We start from the raw sequence: 23576 nt of genomic DNA, 5'->3' as shown, positions 1-23576 counted from the left end.
CTGAATAGTTTATCCTTTTGAAAGGCAGGAACTTCGCTTTTGAATTCTAAATATTTCCGCTATGAAAAAGAATAAATTATCCTTTGGAACTAATTTTTGGTCAGCTTACGAGGCAGGAAATCCGTATGAGACTCTTCACGCTTTTTTTGATTTTTCACATCTTGACGAGTACAAGCAGACTTTAAACGATTTAGTGATGCACAGCTACAAGAGGGAGATTTGCAGACAGCATAATCCCTGCCATGTCTTTGTCATTTATACCGCTTTAAGCTCTTTTTTAAAAGTCTGCCACTGTCTGAAAAGAAAAAGCAGAAAATGGATTGCGAAGGGTTCAGGAGACTATACTTCACTAGTCCATTTAGCTTCTTTAAGTAAAGCAGAGTATAAAAATCCTTTTAAAGCATTTCAAAATGCCTTCGAAGAGAAATCGCTGGATCAGTTTGAATCCTTCCTCTGTGAAATCGTGCACCTTTCATTATCTCCCCACGCAGAAGAATCGGATTATGACATTGTCACTCCTTATGTGCACTTAGTCAAAATGCTCGATGCAGGACAACTTATCATGGAAAGAGGCATAGAAAAGATTAAAAAAGATAAACAGCGAGAGGATATTTTATCCCCTGCCGAGTAGATAACCGCAATATCAATTTCAAAAAATAAACAATATGAAAACTTTAGATAAACTTACTTTTCCACAACTCGAAAACGAGTATCTGGAAAACATATTAAGAGAACTTGCGGGTAAATATAAGATTGTTCAGATTTTTTTTACAAGAGAGCAATCCTCGGTATTTTCAAAACTTATAATCAACATTGAGAACAGTATAGATGCGCAGAAACATCAGCGTGCCAAATGGGTTAGAAAAGTTAAAGAACGCCTTCACATTGATGTGTTATTTGTTTTTTCTTCAAAAATCCGACATCACTATTCTCTTGGAGATCCATTCAAAGCATTCTACTGCCGTGAGTCTGCTGTCATTTATCAGAATAATCCATTTGCAGATTCTGCTTTTAAAACGGTGGAATGGCGGAAATTCAAAAAGAGATTTAATGAATTTGAAAACAATTTCCACCATGATCATCAGCTTCATAAATGGCAGATTAAAAATCTCATTTCAGAAGGCTCTTCCAACAGTGTTTTTACCTCCTACAGCAGGCTAATTGAATATGATCTCCAATGGCTGGAAGAATTATATATGGGAAATAAATCAGACTCTGCCGATCTGAATGAAAGGATAAATAATCTTATCCAATACATTCCAGTAATCCAAAAATGCTTTGTCAAAACTGCTAAGGGCGGGTATTATCTTATTGATCTTTTTGAGCAGGCAAAAGAAGCTTCCAGCGATGAGGAAGCGATGTACAGAAATGAAATGTTTCAGGCTGTGGAAAATGCTGAAGAAAGTTTGTATAGTCTTATTGGGAATAGATTTAATGAGTTTAGAAAACTGATAAAAAAAGAACATGCCCTGAAGCAGGAAGTTTTATGTGATGCAGAACCTAAAGATAAAGTGCTTGAAATCGCTGTTCAGACTATTTTAGGCTCAGCTGATGCAGAACAGATCTATCTTTATAATCAGACTGTCAACCATTCAAAAACTGCTTATTATCTTCTGATAATAGGTGAGGGTCTGGGGAATGAAAAATTAAAATCGATCACTAACACCATAAAAAGCAGGACACAAGGCAGTTCTTCTTTTGTTCTGATCAGCCACAGCCGTTATTGGATACAGAATAATCTCTACGAATACCAAAACTTCTTTCAAAAGATAATTAAGGAAGATTTTCTTATCTATTCATCAAACAGGCATCACCCAGATTTTCACTGGGAATCTCCTCACAGACCATATCATGGCGACATCGATTTTTTTTACAGATGGACAGAACAGAGTTTCCGCCAGTTTTCTATGATCGCCAGTAATGCTGATGGCAATTACTGCGGGCTGACTTCTATCTTTTCGTTATTTTTCATGTCATTCTGCAGAACCTACATTTTTGCAAAAACGTATTACATGCCGAATTATCTGCCAAGCCAGACCCTATGGGAGCTTTGCATTTATGCTAATCCTGATATGATAAAGCACAGTTATTTGACGGAACAGTTCTGGACTGGCTTTTTTCCTTTCTTGGATAAAAACAGAGCTGTGTTTAACTGGTCATCAAGACTGGCTACGGAAGAAATTAATCAAATGAAAGTAATCGCGGAGAAACTTATGGATGAACTTCGTCTTGCAGTTGTTGAAGGCGGGCTTGTGAAAAAAATTGGACAGAATGATTCGGCAAATTAATTTAAGTATAAAGATTATGGATACAGATGAAATTATAAAACTGGAAAGAATCGGAATGTTAAGCAATAGACTTCTTAATACTTTAAAACCAGCACAGGATAAAAGAGGCATGTATAATGCAGAGATCAGAATATATGATTATTGCGAACTTCTTTCAATTATAAGAAACCTGATGAAGCTCTGCATAATCGCTCTGGACAACGACAGTGCAGAAGTTCCGCCTACGGTTCTAAACCAGAATATTGATGTGGGGCTTATATTGGGAGTAACGCTTCAGCTGTTACCGATAGATGAATTTGAGCTTATAAACGAAATAAGTTATTTATGTAAGGATATGAAAGATGAAGGCAATGTAGATTCCAATTCATGATTTGCGTTTTGATGTACATATTATGTCCATGACATTGAGAGAAAAGAGGCTTATCTTTATAAAAATCTAAGAAAGGATTGAGTTATGATAGGTAAATTTTACTTATGATCCTCAGTGGATTAGGTTTTATATTTGTATTATCCCCACCATATTTTGATCAGGATAAAATGAAAAAAGTTTTTTAACTTTAGAGCGGACAGTGATTGTGGAACAAAAAAGACCGAGACTCGGTCTTTTTTTAATGAAGAGGAATTTCAAATGGAGAAGGATGGAAGAGAAGAAAGAGGAAAAATGACGGCAGAAAAGACCAGAAAAATGCTGAAAGATGAAGGAGTGGAAGTGACGCTGGAACAGGCGGGAATGATTTTAGAATTTTTAAGAAAACTGGCAAATATGGCAGTTTCAAACTATTTAAAGAGAAAAGATGAGAAAAATAGCAGACCTATACGTGAGAGTGAGTACCGATGAGCAGGCAGACAGGGGCTACTCACAGAGGAATCAGGAAGAAATGCTTCGCAAGTATTGCGAAATAAACGCAGTTGAAATAAGACACGTTATTTATGAAGACCATTCGGCAAAGACATTCAACCGTCCGCAGTGGAAGAAACTGCTTGCGGATCTAAAGAAGCATAAGAATAAAACCGATCTTCTCCTGTTTACCAAATGGGACAGGTTCAGCAGAAATGCGGGAGATGCATACCAAATGATCAGTATGCTCAGAAAATTGGGAGTTGAACCTCAGGCAATAGAACAGCCTTTGGATCTATCAATACCCGAGAATAAAATGATGCTGGCTTTTTATCTGGCTGCGCCCGAGGTGGAGAATGACCGAAGAGCCTTAAATACCTTTCACGGCATGAGAAGAGCTAGAAAAGAGGGAAGGTATATGGGCATTGCACCCATAGGTTATATTAACAGAGTAAAAGAAGACGGTACAAAATATATTGCATTCGACCAGCCAGAAGCTTCTATTTTAAAATGGGCTTTTGAAGAACTTTCCAAAGGAATTTTTAATACTGAACAGGTGCTTCACATGGCAAAAGAAAAAGGGCTTAAAGCAGGCAAAAACCATTTCTGGAGAGCGATTCGCAATCCTCTTTACTGCGGTAAGATCGAAGTTCCTAAATATAAGGATGAGGAACGCACTTTAGTGAGAGGACAGCATGAAGCTTTAATCTCTGAAATGCTTTTCTATAAAGTTCAGGACGTGCTTGATGGAAGATCCCGCAAATATCTGCCGAAGGCTGTTTCAGCAAAACCTTTTCCGCTGAGAGGTTTTTTCCTCTGTCCCGATTGCGGAAAAATGCTGACAGGGAGCATATCTAAAGGACGACATAAATATTACCCGTACTATCATTGCAGTGCAGGTTGCAGATACAGGATAAACTCGGAAACAGCCAATGAGATATTTATACAGAATCTGAAAAAATATGTGCCAATTCCTGAAATCAAAAATATCTATGCCAATGTCATAGGCGATTGTTATAAAGAACAGATTAAGGATGTCTTAGAAGAAAAGACTAAAATCATAAGCCAGATCAAAGATTATGAAACCAGAATCTCAAATGCAAGGGATCTTCTTGCAACAAAACAGATTGAAGCTTCGGACTATAGAGAGATGAAGTCAGATTATGGAGAGATGGTAAGAAAGCTTGAATTAAAATTATCTGGCATCGATGATGAAAATAAAGATATTGAAGAGCTTTTAAAAGCGGGAGTAGATAACCTGATGAAGCTTAACGAATATTATGAGAACGGCAACTGGATTGAATCGAGAGATTTATTAGGTTCGATTTTTCCTGAGAATTTTACGATTTCTGAAAACGGGTTTCGAACCGCTAGAGTAAACGAAGTTGTGCATCTCATCTACAGTATTAACAGGCTGATAGGGCTAAATAAAAAAGGGACAAAGAAGAAATTTTCTTCTTTGTCCCAATTAGTAGCGGGAACAGGACTCGAACCTGTGACCTTCGGGTTATGAGCCCGACGAGCTGCCTACTGCTCTATCCCGCGATGTTTCGGGTGCAAAGATACACACTAAATACGGTTATGCAAATAATTTTAGTACTTTATTTTTTATAATTTTAAAAAGAGATGGCTTTTCTTAGACTTTATAATCCAATAATTCTTGGTAAACGTTTCCGTTTAAGCCTAATAGCAAGCCAAATGCAGGTTCGGTTTTTATGCCACTTTCTTTCAGTTTTATAATCTCTAATCTAAAGTTTTCGTCTTTAGAACTTAGAATTTGGTCTTCAATGACCATATGTCTGTAGCCATTTTGAAGTTCTGTTGGAATATTTTGGCCAAAAATTTCTATTTCGAAAGCCTCAATAAAGAAGTTTGCAACTATTGATTCCTGATTGTCAATTATGATTTCTCGAATCGAAAAACGGTTTTCTTTCTCGAACAAATATTGGATCCTTTCAATAAAATCAGATTTGTTTTTCCAATAGCAGACAATATCCAAGTCGCTGTTTTCAATATCAATATTAATCGGAATCGTGCCAACCAAGATTGGATCAAATTCGGCAAGATTTTCCAAAACTTGATGTTTGGTCAATATATGAAATGCCGCTTGCTGTTTTAGATTTCCAGTTTTTAAATAAGATATGTTTTTGAAATTAATCATTTATGATCTTACTTTTTTCTTCGTTGATTTCCTGCTCTAATCTTTTATTGATATCAATTTTAGCATTTTTGAAAACAAAAATTGTAGCGCGGTATCCTCTAGCGTATTGGTTTGTGACCTCACCGCCAATAACCGAAGATTCAAAGTACGGACTTGTTTCTTTCATTTCTTTATCGTTTTCTTCAAAATCCTTAACACGAATCAAATGTTTGTATTGAATACTAAGATCAAACCAATTGAGATAATCAGCGTTGAAAGAAACAGCCTTTATTCCTTTTTTAGTATAATAATTAATCGCTCCAGCTTGTCCGTAATTATCGCAGAGCACAATTGTTTCTTTTTGGTTGGGCAATAATGCGTAGAGCGAATCTGTTTTTCTGGCCAATTCTTTCCAGCCCAGCATATCGGCAAAATCTTGAGGCAAATGATGGTCTTTTCCGTCTTCCCAACGCAGCATTCCCATTTTTTTATATTTCTCTGAATGCGCTACCATATACTCAGGACTTTTGTTTGGAAAAGCAATATCATACATCGGAATAAAAAACAATAACGGAATTAGGATAAAAACAGGTTTTAGAAAACGCTTCCATCCATTGTTTAAGATTTGAGATAAAAATACAGCTCCAAAAGCAATGTAAATTGGATATAATCCGATTGCGTAATAGGCTTTTGCTTTGAAGTAAATAAAAATCAAAAGTGTGAAAACAAATGCAGCAAAAAAGAGCTGGTATTTTTTGAAAGGCTGATAGAATAAAACCGCATAAAGTCCTGCTAGAATCACCAATAAACCGCCGATGAAAAAAAGAATCTGTTCTTTTATAAAATCGGCTCTATCGACATTGACCAATTGCGTTTCGGCCAGTTCCTTCATATGATGTACAATTGGAAAATGATTGCTGTATTGCCAGTAAAGATTTGGCAGAATTAATAGTAATCCTAAAACCAAAGCGAAATAAAACTCTTTTTTAGCCAGTATTTTTCGCTGTTTAGAAAGTAAAATGGCTGGAACTAATCCGAGGAATAAAAACGCAATATTGTACTTGTTCAAGAAGCCAAAGGCGAAAACTACGCCTCCTATATAGAGCCATTTTGTGTTTTCTGAAGTAATGTATTGTATTAAAACATAATAAAATGCAGTCCAGCATAAAACGTCAAAAGAGTTTGGCTGATACAGTGTATTTAAACGCAGCAAACACGAAAACAATACACATAAAGCACCAAGAATTAAGGCGTAAAGATTACCTTTTAAAAGTTCTATTGTTTTCCAGACAATCAAAAGCGTCAAGACGCCAAATAGGGCAGGAAAGAACTTTACCCAGAAAACCGAATTTCCAAGCAACAGAATAAGATACGAAAACCAAGAAGTAACTGGCGGAACAGATAAATAGCCCCAGGCCAAATGATTTGCTTGATCGAGATGCAGATATTCGTCACGCTGCAAATCGTATTCAGGACTTACTAAAATACATTGAAGTGCAAATTTTAAAATGATAAACCCAATTAAAATAAGTGTTTTTTGGTTCATGTAGATTTTGGTTTCTTAGGTTGGTTTCGTCTTTTGGTGTAATTCTGTAGCTAAGATAGAACTTATTTTGATTTTTGAATATTAGGAATGTTTCTTGTTGAAATCTTGTAAAGTGCAGGTATTTAGGTATTTATGTTTTTAAAAATGTCAATTGAATTAACATTTTTATTACCTTTAGTATCAAGCAAATAACTATAAACGAAAATACCATGAAAAAGAAATTATTGATTTTAGCTGTCTTTTTAGGGACAGTTTCATTTGCAAATGCACAAAGTATAGGAGACGTAACAAAAGCAGCCAGTAAGGCTTCGACAACAGCGGCGCCAGCTTTTGATGTTGCTAGTATTGCAAATCAGGTTATGGGAGTATTATCTCCAAAATTGAAGTTAACTGATGCTCAAAAACCAGCGGTAAATTCATTGGTAAATGAAACTCTAAATAAAAAGAAAAATATCTTGCCTACAATGGCTACCGACAAAGCAGGCTATACGTCTAAAATGACTACAAATAGAGAGTCTTTTATATCTAAAATGAAAAAGACTATAAGTCCGACACAATTTGATGCACTTACAGCTTTATTGCCAAAATCTGCTTCGGCAGTAACTCCATTGGCGAAAATGCTTTATTAAATAGTCTTAAATAAAAAAAAGCAAAATAGAATTCTATTTTGCTTTTTTTGTCAAATTTTTTAGAAAAAATCTTCAATCTAAGGGGCTTATTCCTCGACAGTTTCAAATTCCATGTGATCAATTATTTCTGCTTCTGGTTTTTCTGGTTTAGAAGCTTTCAAGGCATTAAATCTTTCTAACATTTCTGTTTCGCCTTCTTCACCACTGAAATAAGGGAAAACATCCATAATTGGAGTTTCTGTAATAGCAGGAATAGAATATTCGCCCATTGTATTTTTCATTATGTGAAGTGTATTGTCATAAGCTTCGCGAACATCATTTGCCTGAACCAGCATATACATGCTAGTTTTTCTTTCCTTACCGCTTTCTTCATCATAAGCGATTAGCGTGATTTTAGATTTAAACCATCTATCTGCATTTTCAAAAGGATGAATTTCAGCATAATTTGCCACTTTGATAGCTGTGATTTTAAATTCTTCGCTAGTATAAGCAGCCATTTCTTCAGTCATTCTTTTTTCGGCCTCAGTATAAGACAAAGCATCAACCAAATAAGGTTCGGTTAAAACTTTTTGTCCTCCAGTTTCATCTGTTTTTCTATATTTTACTTTGCATTCGTACCAAACTGCGCTCATCTCTTTTTAAATTTTAAGGATGCCAAAGATAAATTTTACAGCAGAAATAATAGTTAAATCTTCAAATAGATATTCACAATTTTAGATGATTTTTGGTAATGTTTTGAAGTTCTGAAAGTTGTGTTTTTTTTAATGGTTATAATGCTTTGTAGTTGCATTCATCTTATAAAAAATAAAAATATTTTCTTCTAGATTTAAAATTAAATAATTGTAATTCAGTGATTTATTTTTTTATTCGGAAAAATAATAAAAAAAGAAGCCTTTCCTAAATCCAAAAGCTCGATTTGAACGTAATTGTCAATAATAATGGCTGGGAATGAGATAAATTCAAATGGTATTGGTTTTTGGAGCATATTGAATCTTATCGCATTCCTACGCTATTATTTTTTTATGAATATTAAAAGTAAAAGTTTGGGAAAATTAGACGTTCAAAAGTTAAAAGAGACTTTAAAATATTTGGAAAGCAAACAGCGTGAACTAAAAAGACAGAATCAAAATGATACGCGAAGTCTGGAATCGATGATTAAATATTTAAAGAAAGATATGATGGAACAGCACAATTTATCTGATCATCATCACTTGATTAAACAAGAAATCAAAGACACGGAAATCTTTATCGAAAACGTCAAAAATATCATCAAAATCAATTCTTAAAACCGTTTAGTATTGTAGAATTTTACTTTTATTCCAATTTGAATTTTTCGTTTCTGCAATCTAGAATCAATTTGTGATTCAGGAAAAGTTTGTTGCCAATCATTCCTTGCATTCCAGAACGTTTCATCAAGAATTTTTGCAAATCTGAAGTGCCTTCTATATGAGTAACTTCAGAAAGATTCAATGTGACTTTTCCAAATTGTATTTTCTTTTTCGCGGAAGCGGAATAAACACTCAAAGTATTTCCCCATGAATTCCCTTTTTCTGTTTTTATTGCACTGTTTTTATTACGGTATTGCTGCCAGATTTCTTTTGTAGTAATCAATTCATAACCGCTCGTTCCAGAATCGTAGAGCAGTTTTAGATTTTCATTTTCGATAACCGAAGGAATAAGAATTTTGCGTTTTTTGAATTCAAAATTAGCAAAATCATCTTCTTTAATTTTCTCTATAAAAGAACACTGACTGTTTTTAAAGTCTAAAACAGTAATTCGTTTTTCTAATAAATCGGTTCCGATTGTGCCAATTATATTTTCAGCATTTGGATTGTCGAAATTGATTTTTTCGCCATAATCTAAAATTCCAAAATCATTTGAAGCTACATTCATTTTTCCGATCTTAAAAGCACTATAGATCGAGGAGTTTTCATTATCGATTTTTAATTGATTTTGAAATTTTTCAGCAATTGATTCCAATGATTTTTTATAGAAAACGGTAACAGGAGAACCTGAGTCAAACTGCATATAGAATGTTCGATTGATTCCTTTTATTTCTATAGGCAAAAGTAAAGCAGAATGGGGGTTTTCGTTGCTAGAAATCCATTTTATGGGGATGTTTTCAGCAATTCCCGAAACCTTCAGATAGTTCTCTGGCGGAGTGAATTTCTTTTGAAAATAAAAATATCCTCCCAAGCAGAATAAAACAATAATAATTAAAAATACGAATGCAATTTTCTTAAATAATTTCATGGTCTGTTTTTTCTGCAAGATTCGGATTTCGATTCCGATTTTCGTGCAAAAACACTACGACAGTTTTACGTCATTTTTATGACTTGAATTATAAGAAGTTGTTTTTCAGTTTTATAGCAAGATCTTGTTTTTGGTTTAAACTGATTCCGTTTAGAATAACGATAATGAGTTTTAAGCTTAAAATTGCAATTAATGGAATAATGAAAAGCGGAAATTTTAAAGTAAGCGAATTTTGTACAAACGGACTTGCGATCATTAAAATTGAAAGTAAAAGGCTTAAAACAATTTGAAGACTCACAATTTGTTTTCCTAATTCTTTGTTTATAGAATCTTGGGTTTTGTGCGTTAAAATTAAAGGAAAAATGACGCTGCCAAACGGAATGATAAGTCCTGATAAAACCGAAAGATTAATAAGTTTTGCCCTTTCTATTTGTATATTTTCTTTTTTTATAATGAGATTTTCAGGAAGAGTTTCTAACGCCTCAGCAATAGTTTTTAAGGTAAAACCTTTAAGAATATTTCCAGCCTCAATTCTCTGAACAGTCCGTAAAGAAAGTCCCGATTTTTCGGCAAGTTCATTTTGAGTCATATTTTTTTCTTCTCTCAAAAATTTAACTTTATTCTTCATGATTTTAAGTTGCTGGTCTAAAGACGAAATTATGAAAAAACTTTTGATGAAATGACGATAAATAAAACCTTCAATTCTAGGCCGATTCAAAGTTTTAATAAAAAATTAAGTTTTTTTCTTTAACAAAAATTACTAACTTGTTGTGTAATAAATAATTTCCTTAAATGTTTTTGTTATAAAATTTCCAATTATGCGAGTATCCGTTGTCCGAAAAAATGTAAAGTTATTACCAGATTCCAAAAGAGTTGTTGCCCGATATTTTATGAATGGGCAGGAAAGAACGCAGCAAATGGTACTTCGGATAATGATGCTGGATGAGAAACAGGTCTTGCAGACTTTAGAGCAGACACTTCGTGAATTTGCTAGAAGACATAGAAATATTTCGGCAGTATTTTTTAGACACTGCGAAAGAATAAGACCTATAATAGAAGAAATGCAAATTGATTATGAGGCAATGTCTCTAGACCGTAAAATGCTCATTGGGTCTTATTGCACTATGGAGTACGCTATAGAATCGGCGGCAATTTTTAATCCGTCAATTGTAGAAGATTTTGATCAGACGGGATTAGAAGTAGGAGAAAAACGAGTTATTATTTCTTTTCGAGCAACTGGTGAAGGTCACATCTCGTCAATTGTTTTTAGAAGAGCAATTTTAGACCGTGATAACAATCTGCATATCATGAAAATAGGAAATCATATTGATAAGGCAGAAATAGAACATAAAACCTTATTTAATAAAGAGCGATTTCTTACTAAGCTGTACGAAATGCATACAGCAGATAAATACATTGCTCAGATAATGCAGGATCTTCCAGATGAATTTGAATTTGCTGTTCTTAAAAATTTACTGATTGAGTCTTTAAAAGATCCTTTAATTCGTGAAGAAAGAAAAGTAGCGCTCGAAGAAATATTGTGGCTGGCCAATTCTTTTTACGATTTACAGTTCAAACATGATTCTGACATTACGGAGCGTGTCATTTTTCCGATTTCTGATTCGGAGAGCCGCGGAATAGAAGATGCGCGTTTTGTTCGTTTTACAGATGATAACGGTTCAAGTCGAGTTATGGCAACATATACAGCTTATAACGGGCATACAATTCTTCCTAAGTTAATTTCTACTGAAGATTTTTATAGTTTTAGAGTTATGCCGCTTCACGGAGAAGGGGCTCAGAATAAAAATCTCGCATTGTTTCCTCGAAAAATAAAGGGAAAATATGCCATGCTTGCCAGAATTGACGGGGTAAACAATTATATTATGTATTCTGATCGAGTAACACAATGGAATACTCCTGTTTTACTGCAAGAACCACGCTATACTTGGGAGCTTACTCAGATTGGAAACTGTGGGTCACCGCTTTGGACAGAAGAAGGATGGCTTGTAATTACGCATGGAGTTGGAGCGATGAGACGTTATTGCATTGGCGCTTCATTGTTTGATCTCGACGATCCTTCAAAAGAAATAGGAAGATTGACAGAACCTTTGCTATCTCCTTTAGAAGATGAGAGAGAAGGTTATGTGCCGAATGTGGTATATTCTTGTGGAGCGATTATTCATAACAATAGCTTAATTCTTCCTTATGCCGTATCAGATTATTGCTCAACTTATGCTGTAGTTGATATGGTTGAATTGCTAGATGCGCTTAAGAAAAGCAAGTAATACTTTTAGATTCCAATTTCACTCACTAGTTATGTTTAATCTGCACACATCTGCTTTTTATCTTTTTTAATCTGCGTGAAAAAAATCAATTCGCAAAAAATATTTCACGCAGATCTGATTGATTTCAGCAGATTAAATTAGATTTTTTTATAAAACTATATTGTTCTTTTGTTTTTAAGATTTGGAATTTTCTCTGTCAGGTTTTTCCAATATCGTTTTGGCATGTGTTTGATGTGAAGTTTGGTGTTTTTTCTTGATTCAATATTGACACTCTTAAAATAATTGCGCCATAAATTCTCGAAGAATTCTTCGTTTTCATCATTTATTTCTGCCAAAAAACGGGAAGAAGGATTTGATTCAAACTGCATTTCGACAGTCGATACATTTTCAAGGTCATAATAAATTCCGTACTTACGTCTTGAATCGTAAATCAACCAGCGTTGGTCTGCGTAGCGGTTTTTAAAATGCTGTTCGATAAGTGTTAAAACATCGCAATCTGGTTCTATGATGGCATAATATAAATTGTCTTTTGTGAGTTTAAAACGAACAAAAGCTTTCATTCTATGGCTTTCTTTTCCCGTTAAATGTGCCGCTTTTTTTACGTCCAATACTTCGTTTCGGCTTAAATCTCCTTCAATGTTGATTGGACTTGAAAAAACATATTCCACAAATCGGAATAAGATATCTTCAATCTGATCCATTTCAGATAAAAAAGCAAAATATAGGTTATTGAAACCTTGATGGGAGAGACGTTGTTCCAAACCATTTAAAACTCGGTTTGCTTTAACATTATCAGTTATTACAAAATGAGTATCTGAGAAAAGCAATGTGTTTGAAATCTGTTCTTTGGCAAAAACAACATCTTTTAGTTTGTATTCGTAGATTTCAAAAACAGCTGTAAGCCAGCCTTCATAACTTCCATCATAAAGCAGTTGTGTCATCAGAATTAAAATAAAGCAAGCTGGTTCGAAAAATTATTTTTGTATTTACTATTCTGCATATTCAAAATTTGACTTTTTATTTGAATAGGAGTCAAATCTTTTTGCAGATAGAAAGGTGAGGAAAAGGCCAAAAAGTATTTAGAACGGTTGTAGGCAATTCCTAATTTCTTTAAATCTTCGGGTTGTAATTTTTTGAACTTTCTGGCAGCGACAATTTTTTTCGCGCTCAAAAATCCGATTCCTGGAATACGCTGAATTAATTCCAAATCTGCCATATTAATATCAACTGGAAACTGATGCAGATTTCGCAATGCCCAACCTAATTTTGGGTCAATATCCAAATCCAGATTAGGCTGGTCAAATCCCACAATTTCATTTACATTAAATCCATAATAACGAATTAGCCAATCGGCCTGATACAATCGGTTTTCACGAATCATAGGAACAGGAGTTCCAATAGCGGGAAGTCTGTTGTCATAACTTATAGGCACATAACCAGAATAATACACCCGACGCATTTTCATTTGTTCGTAAAAATAATTAGCCATTCCGAGAATTTCCATATCATTTTCTTTTGTTGCGCCAATTACCATTTGCGTGCTTTGTCCTGCAGGTGCAAAAAGCGGTGTTTTGTAATTCGATTTTTTCTCTTCTTGGTAACCAATGATTTCGTTTTTAAGATATTGCATTGGTTTTATGACATCTTTATGATTTTTATCGGGAGCCAGCAATTTTAGGCTTTGTTCTGTTGGCATTTCTACATTTACACTCAGACGATCTGCATACAATCCAGCCTCTTTTAGTAATTCTTCGCTTGCGCCAGGAATCGCTTTGAGATGAATGTAGCCATTAAAATTTTCTTCTAACCGTAATTTCTTTACAATTCGAACCAGACGTTCCATTGTATAATCGGCATTGTCAAAAATACCCGAACTCAGAAACAATCCTTCAATGTAATTTCTTCGGTAAAAACCAATCGTCAAGTCAACCACTTCTTGTACCGTAAATGCGGCACGTTTGATATCATTGCTTTTTCGGCTGACACAATAGGCACAGTCAAAAATACAGTGATTGGTAAGTAGGATTTTGAGAAGAGAAACACAACGTCCGTCTTCAGTAAAGGCATGACAGATTCCGCTTCCAGTGTCGCCCAATCCTTTGTTTTTATTTTTGCGTGTGCTTTGTCCCGATGAGCAAGAAACATCATATTTTGCCGCATCTGCCAAAATTGCTAGCTTTTCCATTACTCTTTCCTGTACCATTTTGCTCCTTGTTTTAGTTGTTTTTGAAACGAAAATTCATTCTTTCAAAGCTAGGAATTCAACCTAAAAAAGGAATAAAAGAAGCTGTTCTAAATTGTATCAATTTTTTTTGCAAGGTTATTTTTACATTGGAAAAATTTGTATATTTAAGATTCAAAAAACAGGTATAAATACGGGTTTGTAGATTGTCAAAACTTTTTACATTCGCCGAAATAGAAAAACTGATTTCCCCCCTTAACATTAGTTTTTCAGATTTAGAAGTATTAGCAAATATTAGAAACAAACCGCTAAAACAATGAAATTTGTAAAAGGTCAAGATGTTTCCTACACGGCATGGAGTGGGATATCTTACAAGGGAACCATAATCGAAAGAAAAATGGATTTTAAAAAGGGGCTTATAATAAAATCGATTTCAAAAGAAAGAGATTTTCATTATCTCATTGAAATACAAAAAAACGGCACAACCGAAAAAATCTTATGTGCTGAAAATCATCTTAAATTATTGGAAAAGAAAAAGCGTACAGCAAAGAAAGTGGCTTAAAGCCAGTTTTTGCCGTTTTTGTTTTCGCTAGAAGGATCAAACCTCATCCTTTAATCCAATTCTTTTCAAGCTGTTTAGCATTTTAAAAACAACTTCATCAGAAAGTATAAAACTAGAAAGTATTTCTTTAATTTCTGTTGCAGTTTGAGGCTGTAGTTCCAGAAGGTTATGTAATTGGATTTTCGCTTTTGCATCTTCATTTAATAGCGAAAGAGAGACGGCTTTAAGTATAGAATCCCAGATGGTTTCACTAAAGTCCATTTTATCGGCCCAATATAAAGACTTCTGATAATCTTTTTTATGAATGTAATAGCAGCAATACCCAATATTGATCCACCAAGGATGCGAAGGATTCATGCGGATTGCATTTTCTAACAAATTGAAACCTTTCTCAAAATACGCGGCAAAAATAAGCATGCAGCCTACTCCTGAAGCAATTCCAGATGAATTAGGATTTATTTTTATGCATTGTTCTGCAGCGGCAAGACAATTATCCTGATCTTTTTTAAAGCAGTTTAAAAGTGTCAGCGCATGCCATGCCTGCTGGCAATTGGGATCGATTGTTAAGGCTTTTGAGACGCAATGACTGCTTTTTTCTATTGTTTTTTTGCAATTGTCTAATCCCAAGGCAAGAGAAGCTAGATGCATTTCGCCGAGCATTGCCCAAGCAATGGCGTGGTTTGGATCTAATTCTACGGCCTCATTTAAATTGGAAAGGGCATTAGCATAATTTTCGATAGAATAAGATAACTGATATTCGTTATAACTGCAGATTGCTTTTAAGATACTAGAGTTGTTTTCTATTTTAGAAGGTGCAGTTTTTACTATTTCTTTAAAAATAATACCATAATAACCGCCCATAGAAGCAACAATATCCTTTACAATTTCATTCTGAATTCTAATGCCATCATCTATTGTAGCAGGTGTAAACAATTTTGTCAATACAAACTTTCCAGAAGAGGAGTTGATTAGATTTATCCTAATCTGCAGTTTATTATCAATAATCTGAATATGTCCAGTAATGATAAAATCTGCTCCGACTAAATTGGCAGCCTCCAGAATATTTTCATTAATTTTTGAAATAACTTCTGATGAAAAGTGGCCAATTACCGATATATCCTGAAAACGGGAAAGTTCTGCGCTTATTTCTTCAGAAAGAATTTGCGAGAAGGCATCTAAATCAGGTCTGAGAGCCATTGATTTAAAAGGAAAAACTGAAATTACAGGATTTGTTTTAGTATTGTTGCTAAACGAATCAATCCGTCTAATCTTACTGTTATGAATAAATTCGGGAACGTAACCGCCTTTAGGGACATGAATAATAACCGAATTGTCTTTTCCGTCAGTAGAATAATATTCACTAAGTAATTTTCTTAATCTTCCGGCATGTATGCGAACCATCGCATCATCATGGGGATTAAAGTGAGAAGGTCTGCTTAATGCATTTACAGCTATTGAATATTCTTTGATATACTTTTGCCTTTGATCTAGAGTTTCTGTAACGATATATCGAAGAAAATTACTTAATAATGTTGAGTTTTTAAAAGAATAAAACTTTAAAACATTTTCTAGCTCATCGTATATTTTATCCGAGGGGATTTTTTTTATATCCATAATAAATTATTTGAAAATTATTAATGTAAAAAAAGTCACTTGGCGTATAAAATGTTAAAGACCAGATATTTATAAAGACATAAATTTATGAAAATTTTTAACATGTTAGTATTATTAATCTGATATTTTAACGGTTAAATGTAACGGTTAATAACCCCAATTGCGCGCTAGCATTGTTTATATTTGTTTGATAATCAGTATAAAAAATGATTTTTGTTGCTTTTTTAACAAAAAATCGGATAGTCTTTATGCTGAAAATGTTTTTTTGCCCTTTTTCAAAAAAAGCACATCTGTAAAAAATGAATTGTTTAGTTATTGAACTCAGACCCAGTACCCCAGATTTTTTTAAATAAAAGGTAATTTATTTTATGCCGGAATTGTAAAAGGCAGATGAAAAATAGTATCCCACAACAAACAAACTATAATCATTATGAAGAAAAGTTTTTTACAAATGGTAACGGTGAGGCATCGGACCATTATAATTTGTTTTCTTATTTCCACTTTTGTTTGGGCTCAAGATGAAGGAAATAAGAGTATGGAAATCTACGGTTTTATTATGACCGATATCGGTTACAATTTTAATCAGATACAATCAGATTGGTATGATGTAGTAAGGCCGACTAAGCTTCCTGCCTTTAAAAATGAATATGGACCAGATGGCAGTTACTACGCTTCTGTGCGCCAGACTAGATTAGGATTTAAGAATTATTTTGATACTGGAATAGGCGAGTTAAAAACACATTTTGAATTTGAGCTGTTTGGTACAGGTGTCGATGCTGGACAGACAACTTTTCGTCTTCGTCATGCTTATGCTGAATTAGGAAAATTTGGAGCAGGGCAAACTTGGAGCCCTTTTATGGATATTGGCGTATTTCCAAATTCGCTTGAATATTGGGGGCCAACCGGAATGGTTTTCTTTAGAAACATCCAAATACGATACATGCCTATTCAAGGCGATACCCGTTTGACAATTGCATTAGAAAGACCAGGAGCGAGTGCCGATCAGGGAGATTATGCAAACCGTGTGGAACTTCAAGGGGTAAAGGCAAGATTTCCTTTGCCAGACCTTTCAGCGGAATACCATATGGGAACAAAATGGGGCTATATTGAATTGGCCGGTATAGTGCGAAAAATTGAATGGAAAGACCAGAATAATGACCAGTATGACTTGTCTGGAGATGCAGTAGGATGGGGACTTAATCTAAGTACAAACATTAATTTTAGTAAAAATGATGTTTTTAGAGGACAGGTCGTTTATGGAGAAGGAATTCAGAACTACATGAATGATGCTCCTGTTGATGTCGGTATTAAAAACAATTTTGGTAATCCGGTGACTCCTGTAAAAGGTGTTGCGCTTCCGTTGGTTGGTGTTGTAGCCTTTTTAGATCATAACTGGAGCGATAAATTCAGTACGGCAGTTGGATATTCTATGATTGATATTGACAATTCAGACGGACAGACAGACGCTGCTTTTAAAAAGGGACAATATGTTCTAGGAAATCTTTTATACACTCCTGTAAAAAATTGCATGGTAGGTGTTGAATTTCAGTGGGGTAACCGCGAAAATTTCAATGATGGCTGGAGTACTTCAATAAATAAAATACAGTTTTCTTTTAGATATAATTTTTCACAATCATTTTATAAAAGAAATCAGTAAAAGCCTTTTGTTTTTTAATCAATAAAAAAAAGAAAAATATGTGTAAAACTGTACAATACCTGCTATTGTTCGGATTGTCTCTAGGCTCTCTCAATGCTCAGACCCGAACCGAAAAAGATCTTCTAGGAGAAAAACAAATTCCTGCAAACGCTTACTATGGAGTGCAGACAGCCCGCGCGTTAGAAAATTTTCAGATAAGCGGCCTCTCAACGCAATCGTATCCAGATTATGTTAAAGCTTTTGCAATGGTAAAACTAGCCGCTGCGCGCGCCAATGCCGATGTAGGGCGACTTAAAAAAGATAGATTGGCTGCTATTGAAAAAGCGTGTCAAGCTGTAATTGACGGCAAATATCATGATCAATTTCTAGTTGATTTGTATCAAGGGGGTGCTGGTACTTCTGCCAATATGAATGTTAACGAAGTTCTGGCGAATATCGCATTGGAACTAAGCGGACATAAAAAAGGCGAGTATCAATACATTGAACCTCATGATGATCTTAATATGGGACAGTCAACAAATGATGTGTATCCAACTGCTATAAAAGTAGCTTTACTGCTTCATAACGACAAATTGATACAGGAAGCTGATCTTTTGGCAAAAGCTTTCCATAAAAAAGGCGACGAATTTAAGGATGTCTTAAAAATGGGACGAACTGAAGGACAAGATGCTGTGCCAATGACAGTTGGGCAAGAATTTCACGCTTTTGGGAATCAGCTTGATGCAGAAATTAGCGCTTTAAAAAAGTCAGAAGCTTATCTGTGCGAACAAAATATGGGGGCTACTGCTATTGGAACAGGAATTACGGCTTCTCCAGGTTATGCAGAAAAAGTAGCCACGCATCTTGCAAAAATTACTGGAAAACCAATTGTAATGAGCAAAGATCTTATTGCGGCAACAACTAGCCAGCAAGGATTTGTAATGTATTCTTCTACATTGAAAAGTATGGCAGTTGCGTTGGCAAAAATAAGCAGCGATTTAATCATTTTGGCTTCTGGACCGCGTACTGGTCTTTTCGAAATCAATTTGCCGGCACTTCAGCCAGGATCTTCCATTATGCCTGGAAAAGTAAATCCGGTTATGCCTGAGCTTATGAACCAATTGTGTTTTAAAGTTATGGGGAATGATCTGACAGTTACGGTTGCCGCACAATCTGGTTTATTGCAGTTAAACGCTTTTGAGCCTGTTCAGGCCATCGCTATGATGGAATCTCAAGGATTATTTTTTAAAGCCATGCCATTGTTTAGAAAAAACTGTATCGATGGCATTACAGTAAACAAAGACATTTTAGCGCATTATATGGATCGAAGTGTCGGGGTTGTAACGGCTTTAAATCCTGTTTTGGGTTACGAAAAAACAACCGAATTGGCCAAAGAAGCATTGGCAACCAATAAAGGTATTCTAGAACTTATACGCGAAAAGAAATTGCTGACAGAAGATCAAATTAAAAAACTTCTTGATCCTGCAACCTTAACAGGCCAAAAATAACCTCAACCTTAAACGAATCAAAACATGAAATTGAATATAAACTTTTGCAAAAAAATGCTTTTGTTGGTGATGATATCATTAAACATCAGCATGTTTGGACAGGCTAAACCTAAAGTTTTAATATTAGCAACAGGCGGAACGATTGCTGGCTCTGCTCAAACTGGGGTGCAGTCAGGATATACTTCTGGACAGGTTACTATTGATGCAATGGTGAATGCCATTCCAGATGCTATGAAAATAGCAGATATTAAAGGAGATCAGATTTCGAATGTTGGATCTCAGGATATGTCATTTGAAATTATGCTGAAAGTAGCCAACAAAATTAATGAATTGTCTTCCAGTAAAGATGTTGATGGTTTTGTGATTACTCATGGAACGGATACTATGGAAGAAACAGCTTATTTTTTAAATCTGGTCGTAAAAACAGATAAACCTGTAGTGCTTGTAGGATCTATGCGTCCGTCGACAGCAATTAGTGCAGATGGACCTTTAAATCTGTATAATGCAATTGCAGTCGCTGCTGATCCTAAAGCCAAAGGACGTGGAGTGCTTTTAGTAATGAACGATTGGATTCATTCTGCGCAATCTCTAACAAAAGTGAGCACAACGGCAGTTCAGACTTTTATGTCTCCGCTTCGTGGACTTATTGGTATTACTTCTTACGGTACAAATGATTTCTTTAATTACCCTAGCCAAAAATTCGGGAAAAACTCAGAGTTTGACGTTAAAGGTGCAACTTCTTTTCCACGTGTAGATATCATCTACGCAGATGCAGATATGAAACCTGATTTAATTGATGCCTCTATAGAACATGGAGCCAAAGGAATTGTAATTGCCGGAGTTGGAAACGGAAACATGAATAAGGCTTCTCTAGATGCGTGCGCGAGAGCCAGCAAAAAAGGAATCATCGTAGTTAGAAGCACGCGCGTTGCAACCGGACTTGTAAGTCGTAATGTAGAATGTAATGATGATGAACTCGGACTTATTGCTTCATACGCTTTAAATCCGCAGAAATCCAGAATCCTATTGTCAGTAGCATTGTTGAAGCAGAGAAGTTTAGCAGAACTCCAAAAAATATTCGAAGAATATTAATCTTATTTTTTAAGCAAATCTAAACTTATGATCCTAATATTATTATTGATGCTGATTAAATCATTGCTAAAGACAACTGTTGCTTTTTGGTCTATTAGTAAAGAGGAATAATGTAATATCAACTTGAAAATTTAATGTGTATGAAAAATAAAACAGTTATAAGAGTGGTTCTCGCAGGGCTCTCTGCTTTGTTGGTTTCCTGCAATACAAAAAAGGATGAAAATGACGTAGTTGACATAAAAGAAATCAAGAAACAAATTCAGGCAAAAGAGAATGAATATGCTGCAACATACAATGCCGGACAGCTTAAAGAGATTGGCTACTATGCAGATGATGCCATAACTTTTTATCAGAACAGACCACCAATTATTGGTAAAGATGCTAGATATGAATTTTTAAAATCTGATTTAACTAATAACACCAATACGATATCATTTGAAACCAAAGAAGTTTTCGTTTCGCATGACGGAAATATGGTTCTAGAAGTAGGATATTATAAAGTAACAGATTCTACAAAAACGCCAATTAATACAGGAAATTATATGAGCTATTTTGAAAAAAGAGATGGCAAATATGTGTGCGTAAGAGATATGAGTGCTTCTGATGGATTGGTCGAGTAAAGAATCTTTTTAAAAAATAGCATCCTATACACTAAACCTAAAAAATTACTATCATGAAAAAAATACTATTTATACTGTCGCTAGCTTTTGGATTGAGCGCAGCAGCACAAACTTCTGTTGATGAAATTAATTTAATCCAAGATCTTTATGGAAAATCAAAAGCCGATGTAGTTAACGAATATTTAAGCTTATCTGATACGCAAGCCGCAGCATTTAAACCTATTTATGACAAATACGAAACAGAACGTAAAGCCTTAAGCCAGCAAAAAATTCTGATTTTAGAAGATTACGGAAAGAATTATGCCACCTTAAGCGATGCAAAAGCAACAGAATTAACTTCAAAGAATTTGAAATACAATCAAGACTCTGAAAAACTCCTTGCCAAAACACATTCTAAATTGGTAAAAGCAATTGGCGGAATCAATGCCGCAAAATTTGTACAGCTTGAGCAGTATTTACAAGTGACCATACGAGCAGAGATTCAAGATGTCATTCCCTTTATTGGAGAATTGGATAAAACCAAAAAAAATTAGACGATTTCTGCGTACAGAGTAGAAAGTATAGAAAGAACATTTTCTACTCTTCTTATTAATATTTTATACTCTTACTATGATAAAGATATTTACAAAATATTTGACAGTCGCATTAATCATGTCTGCTCAATTGATTTTTTGCCAATCTGATAATGATGGTCCAGAACTTGGGCTTCCTGGTGATAATCTTGATCTTTATGCCGTGATGACCCTGTTTCAGAAATCAAAAACTATTGAAGAATTTGAGAAAAACTTAAATCTAGAGAAAACAGGAATCAATAACTTAGATTTGAATCTGGATAAAAAAGTAGACTTCATAAAAGTGATTACAAAGAAAAATGGCAATTCGTTTACTTTTATTCTTCAAGTTGCTGTAAACAAAAATGAAAATCAGGACGTTGCTGTTATTTTGGTCGATAAAGACAAAAACGGAAAAGTAAAAATGCAGATTGTGGGCGATGAACTGCTGTATGGAAAAGATTATGTTATTGAACCAGTAAGCAAATCGTCACCAGCAAAAACAGCAAATCCTGCATATGCTGGAGACGATCCCGTTCAAAGCTCGCCAGCTGTAACAGCGGTTGTAGTAGAAACCGTTCCAATTGTGCAATATGTGTATTCTCCAGCGTATGTACCATATTATCCACCTTATTACTACGGATTTTATCCGCCTTATTTCGCTGCTTTTACAGTGCTAGCAGTAGGAATTTATCGTCATAACCATTATTACCATCATCATGGTTATCATGGCGGACATTATCATGGCGGAAACAATGTATATATTAATAACAGAAACAGTTTTAATAATTACAACAATAATAAAATGCGTTCTAATACGGTGCGAGACAATTCTGCCAATAACAGATATAATAATAATCGAGGCAACTCGCGACCATCGGCAGGAAACACCAATCGCGCAGGAAATACGAGCGCTGCAGGAAGAACCCGTCAGAGCGCATCGCCAAGTGCGGGGACTTCAAACCTCAATAGAGGAAGTTCTTCAGGATCTAATTTTAATAGAGGAGGAGGTTCTTCATCAAGGCCAAGTGCAGGACAAATGGGAGGCGGTTCTCGCGGCAGTTTCGGAGGCGGTGGAGGCTTCGGCGGAGGTGGCGGAAGAAGAAGATAAACGGCGTTTGTTATAATGTTTCATCAGAAAAAATGCGTAAGTCCTTTTGGGTTTACGCATTTTTGGTTTTTATATCTGATGAAGTCATGTTTAAAAATACAAACAAGATTTTTAGAGCAATTCATTCCGTAGGAATGTCTCGTTGGTAGAATTTAAATGTGAACGATGATTACACGTTCCGTAGGAACGTTTGATAAATTGAACGTATTTTTTATTTCCCTAAAATCAGGTGTCCCTACAGGACACAATGCGAATAATATTATTTTTTCTACCGACGAGATATTCCTAGCGGAATATTAACAATTGTTATCATATAAGATAACCGATTAGTGAAAATATATTATGACATTTGAATTAGCGAAAATGACATAAAATTGAAAGAATGGAAACGGCAGAAATAGAGAAAGTAAAATATCTAAAAAAACAATCGGCTCAATATTTAAATATTTTAAAATCGGCTAATAAAGGTTACTATGCAGAACTCAAGGTTTTAAATTACTCCGAATTAGGTTGTGTAATAACAAACATGTTAAAGCTTTGCATTTTGGCATTAGAAAATGATAATTATAAAAAGCCTTTAATAGATGTTGGATTGGTTTTAGAACAAGCGCTTCAATTATTTCCAACCGATGAAATGGAGCTTTTGGATATTATAAATGAAATGCGGACTAAAGAACTTTGCGATGAGGTGAAATAATAAAAAAAGCTCCAGATTTCTCTA

24 protein-coding genes and 1 tRNA gene are annotated in these 23576 nt (G+C 34.8%); 16 read left to right on the top strand and 9 right to left on the bottom strand.

What is annotated here, in order from left to right; genetic code table 11:
• The first annotated feature begins 61 nt into the window (after positions 1-61).
• The 5 genes from NU08_RS06340 to NU08_RS06320 all read left to right on the top strand — a co-directional run bounded on the left by NU08_RS06340 (position 62) and on the right by NU08_RS06320 (position 4639).
• Complete coding sequence (locus tag NU08_RS06340; RefSeq protein ID WP_129746341.1) at positions 62-631, top strand: hypothetical protein; 570 nt, start codon at positions 62-64, stop codon at positions 629-631.
• 34 nt (positions 632-665) lie between these two features.
• Positions 666-2288 carry a hypothetical protein gene (locus NU08_RS06335; RefSeq protein WP_129746340.1) on the top strand — a complete coding sequence of 541 codons (1623 nt, stop codon included), beginning with the start codon at positions 666-668 and terminating at the stop codon, positions 2286-2288.
• Positions 2272-2658, top strand: a complete 387-nt coding sequence (locus NU08_RS06330) for a hypothetical protein (protein ID WP_242502495.1) — start codon at positions 2272-2274, stop codon at positions 2656-2658. The genes NU08_RS06335 and NU08_RS06330 overlap by 17 nt, the downstream gene beginning before the upstream one ends.
• A gap of 258 nt (positions 2659-2916) precedes the next feature.
• Positions 2917-3126: a hypothetical protein gene (locus NU08_RS06325; protein ID WP_129746339.1), complete on the top strand. Its 210-nt coding sequence runs from the start codon at positions 2917-2919 to the stop codon at positions 3124-3126.
• Positions 3083-4639 carry a recombinase family protein gene (locus NU08_RS06320; RefSeq protein ID WP_129746484.1) on the top strand — a complete coding sequence of 519 codons (1557 nt, stop codon included), beginning with the start codon at positions 3083-3085 and terminating at the stop codon, positions 4637-4639. Before NU08_RS06325 ends, NU08_RS06320 begins: the two co-directional genes overlap by 44 nt.
• Here the strand turns inward: NU08_RS06320 and NU08_RS06315 are convergent.
• The 3 genes from NU08_RS06315 to NU08_RS06305 form a co-directional block, all read right to left on the bottom strand.
• Positions 4599-4671, bottom strand: a tRNA-Met gene (locus NU08_RS06315). The genes NU08_RS06320 and NU08_RS06315 overlap by 41 nt on opposite strands.
• Positions 4672-4762: 91 nt before the next feature.
• Positions 4763-5287, bottom strand: coding sequence for a DUF4269 domain-containing protein (locus NU08_RS06310; RefSeq protein ID WP_129746338.1), 525 nt, complete (start codon positions 5285-5287; stop codon positions 4763-4765).
• Positions 5280-6812 carry an ArnT family glycosyltransferase gene (locus NU08_RS06305; protein WP_129746337.1) on the bottom strand — a complete coding sequence of 511 codons (1533 nt, stop codon included), beginning with the start codon at positions 6810-6812 and terminating at the stop codon, positions 5280-5282. The genes NU08_RS06310 and NU08_RS06305 overlap by 8 nt, the downstream gene beginning before the upstream one ends.
• A gap of 209 nt (positions 6813-7021) precedes the next feature.
• Between NU08_RS06305 and NU08_RS06300 the strand changes: the two genes are divergently transcribed.
• Complete coding sequence (locus NU08_RS06300; protein ID WP_129746336.1) at positions 7022-7441, top strand: hypothetical protein; 420 nt, start codon at positions 7022-7024, stop codon at positions 7439-7441.
• Positions 7442-7527: 86 nt separating this feature from the next.
• Here the strand turns inward: NU08_RS06300 and NU08_RS06295 are convergent, their stop codons facing one another.
• Entirely contained in the window at positions 7528-8073 is a 546-nt protein-coding gene (locus NU08_RS06295) for a DUF4494 domain-containing protein (RefSeq protein WP_111422523.1), read from the bottom strand.
• Between the two features lie 411 nt (positions 8074-8484).
• Here NU08_RS06295 and NU08_RS06290 point away from each other — a divergent pair, with 411 nt between their 5' ends.
• Positions 8485-8727: a hypothetical protein gene (locus NU08_RS06290; RefSeq protein ID WP_242502494.1), complete on the top strand. Its 243-nt coding sequence runs from the start codon at positions 8485-8487 to the stop codon at positions 8725-8727.
• A gap of 28 nt (positions 8728-8755) precedes the next feature.
• Here the strand turns inward: NU08_RS06290 and NU08_RS06285 are convergent, their stop codons facing one another.
• Positions 8756-9694: a hypothetical protein gene (locus NU08_RS06285; protein WP_129746334.1), complete on the bottom strand. Its 939-nt coding sequence runs from the start codon at positions 9692-9694 to the stop codon at positions 8756-8758.
• Between the two features lie 88 nt (positions 9695-9782).
• Positions 9783-10322, bottom strand: a complete 540-nt coding sequence (locus NU08_RS06280; RefSeq protein WP_129746333.1) for a helix-turn-helix domain-containing protein — start codon at positions 10320-10322, stop codon at positions 9783-9785.
• Between the two features lie 190 nt (positions 10323-10512).
• Here NU08_RS06280 and NU08_RS06275 point away from each other — a divergent pair, with 190 nt between their 5' ends.
• Positions 10513-11979, top strand: coding sequence for a glycoside hydrolase family 130 protein (locus tag NU08_RS06275; protein WP_129746332.1), 1467 nt, complete (start codon positions 10513-10515; stop codon positions 11977-11979).
• 155 nt (positions 11980-12134) lie between these two features.
• Here NU08_RS06275 and NU08_RS06270 read toward each other — a convergent pair whose 3' ends face one another.
• Together NU08_RS06270 and NU08_RS06265 are read right to left on the bottom strand one after the other, a co-directional pair.
• A complete protein-coding gene (locus NU08_RS06270; RefSeq protein WP_129746331.1) occupies positions 12135-12920 on the bottom strand; it encodes a TIGR03915 family putative DNA repair protein in 786 nt (261 codons plus the stop codon).
• A 5-nt stretch (positions 12921-12925) separates the two neighbouring features.
• Positions 12926-14182 carry a putative DNA modification/repair radical SAM protein gene (locus NU08_RS06265; protein WP_129746330.1) on the bottom strand — a complete coding sequence of 419 codons (1257 nt, stop codon included), beginning with the start codon at positions 14180-14182 and terminating at the stop codon, positions 12926-12928.
• 295 nt (positions 14183-14477) lie between these two features.
• Between NU08_RS06265 and NU08_RS06260 the strand changes: the two genes are divergently transcribed.
• Positions 14478-14723, top strand: a complete 246-nt coding sequence (locus tag NU08_RS06260; protein WP_129746329.1) for a hypothetical protein — start codon at positions 14478-14480, stop codon at positions 14721-14723.
• A 36-nt stretch (positions 14724-14759) separates the two neighbouring features.
• On the opposite strand, the gene NU08_RS06255 is transcribed toward NU08_RS06260, so the two are convergent.
• A complete protein-coding gene (locus NU08_RS06255; RefSeq protein ID WP_129746328.1) occupies positions 14760-16337 on the bottom strand; it encodes a tetratricopeptide repeat protein in 1578 nt (525 codons plus the stop codon).
• A 430-nt stretch (positions 16338-16767) separates the two neighbouring features.
• Between NU08_RS06255 and NU08_RS06250 the strand changes: the two genes are divergently transcribed.
• The 7 genes from NU08_RS06250 (at position 16768) to NU08_RS06220 (ending at position 23552) form a co-directional block, all read left to right on the top strand.
• Positions 16768-17994, top strand: coding sequence for a DcaP family trimeric outer membrane transporter (locus tag NU08_RS06250; protein WP_242502492.1), 1227 nt, complete (start codon positions 16768-16770; stop codon positions 17992-17994).
• 38 nt (positions 17995-18032) lie between these two features.
• A complete protein-coding gene (locus NU08_RS06245) occupies positions 18033-19481 on the top strand; it encodes an aspartate ammonia-lyase (RefSeq protein WP_129746327.1) in 1449 nt (482 codons plus the stop codon).
• Between the two features lie 24 nt (positions 19482-19505).
• A complete protein-coding gene (locus tag NU08_RS06240) occupies positions 19506-20573 on the top strand; it encodes a type II asparaginase (protein ID WP_129746326.1) in 1068 nt (355 codons plus the stop codon).
• Positions 20574-20713: 140 nt separating this feature from the next.
• The gene (locus NU08_RS06235; RefSeq protein WP_129746325.1) at positions 20714-21193 is read left to right on the top strand and encodes a YybH family protein; all 480 of its coding nucleotides are present in this window, start codon (positions 20714-20716) and stop codon (positions 21191-21193) included.
• 53 nt (positions 21194-21246) lie between these two features.
• The gene (locus NU08_RS06230; protein WP_129746324.1) at positions 21247-21726 is read left to right on the top strand and encodes a hypothetical protein; all 480 of its coding nucleotides are present in this window, start codon (positions 21247-21249) and stop codon (positions 21724-21726) included.
• A 76-nt stretch (positions 21727-21802) separates the two neighbouring features.
• A complete protein-coding gene (locus NU08_RS06225) occupies positions 21803-22855 on the top strand; it encodes a hypothetical protein (protein ID WP_242502491.1) in 1053 nt (350 codons plus the stop codon).
• Between the two features lie 382 nt (positions 22856-23237).
• The gene (locus NU08_RS06220; protein WP_129746323.1) at positions 23238-23552 is read left to right on the top strand and encodes a hypothetical protein; all 315 of its coding nucleotides are present in this window, start codon (positions 23238-23240) and stop codon (positions 23550-23552) included.
• Positions 23553-23576 lie beyond the last annotated feature (24 nt).

The organism is Flavobacterium anhuiense (assembly GCF_004151235.1).
GTDB lineage: Bacteria > Bacteroidota > Bacteroidia > Flavobacteriales > Flavobacteriaceae > Flavobacterium > Flavobacterium anhuiense_A.
This window is presented reverse-complemented; position numbering and strand designations above follow the sequence as displayed.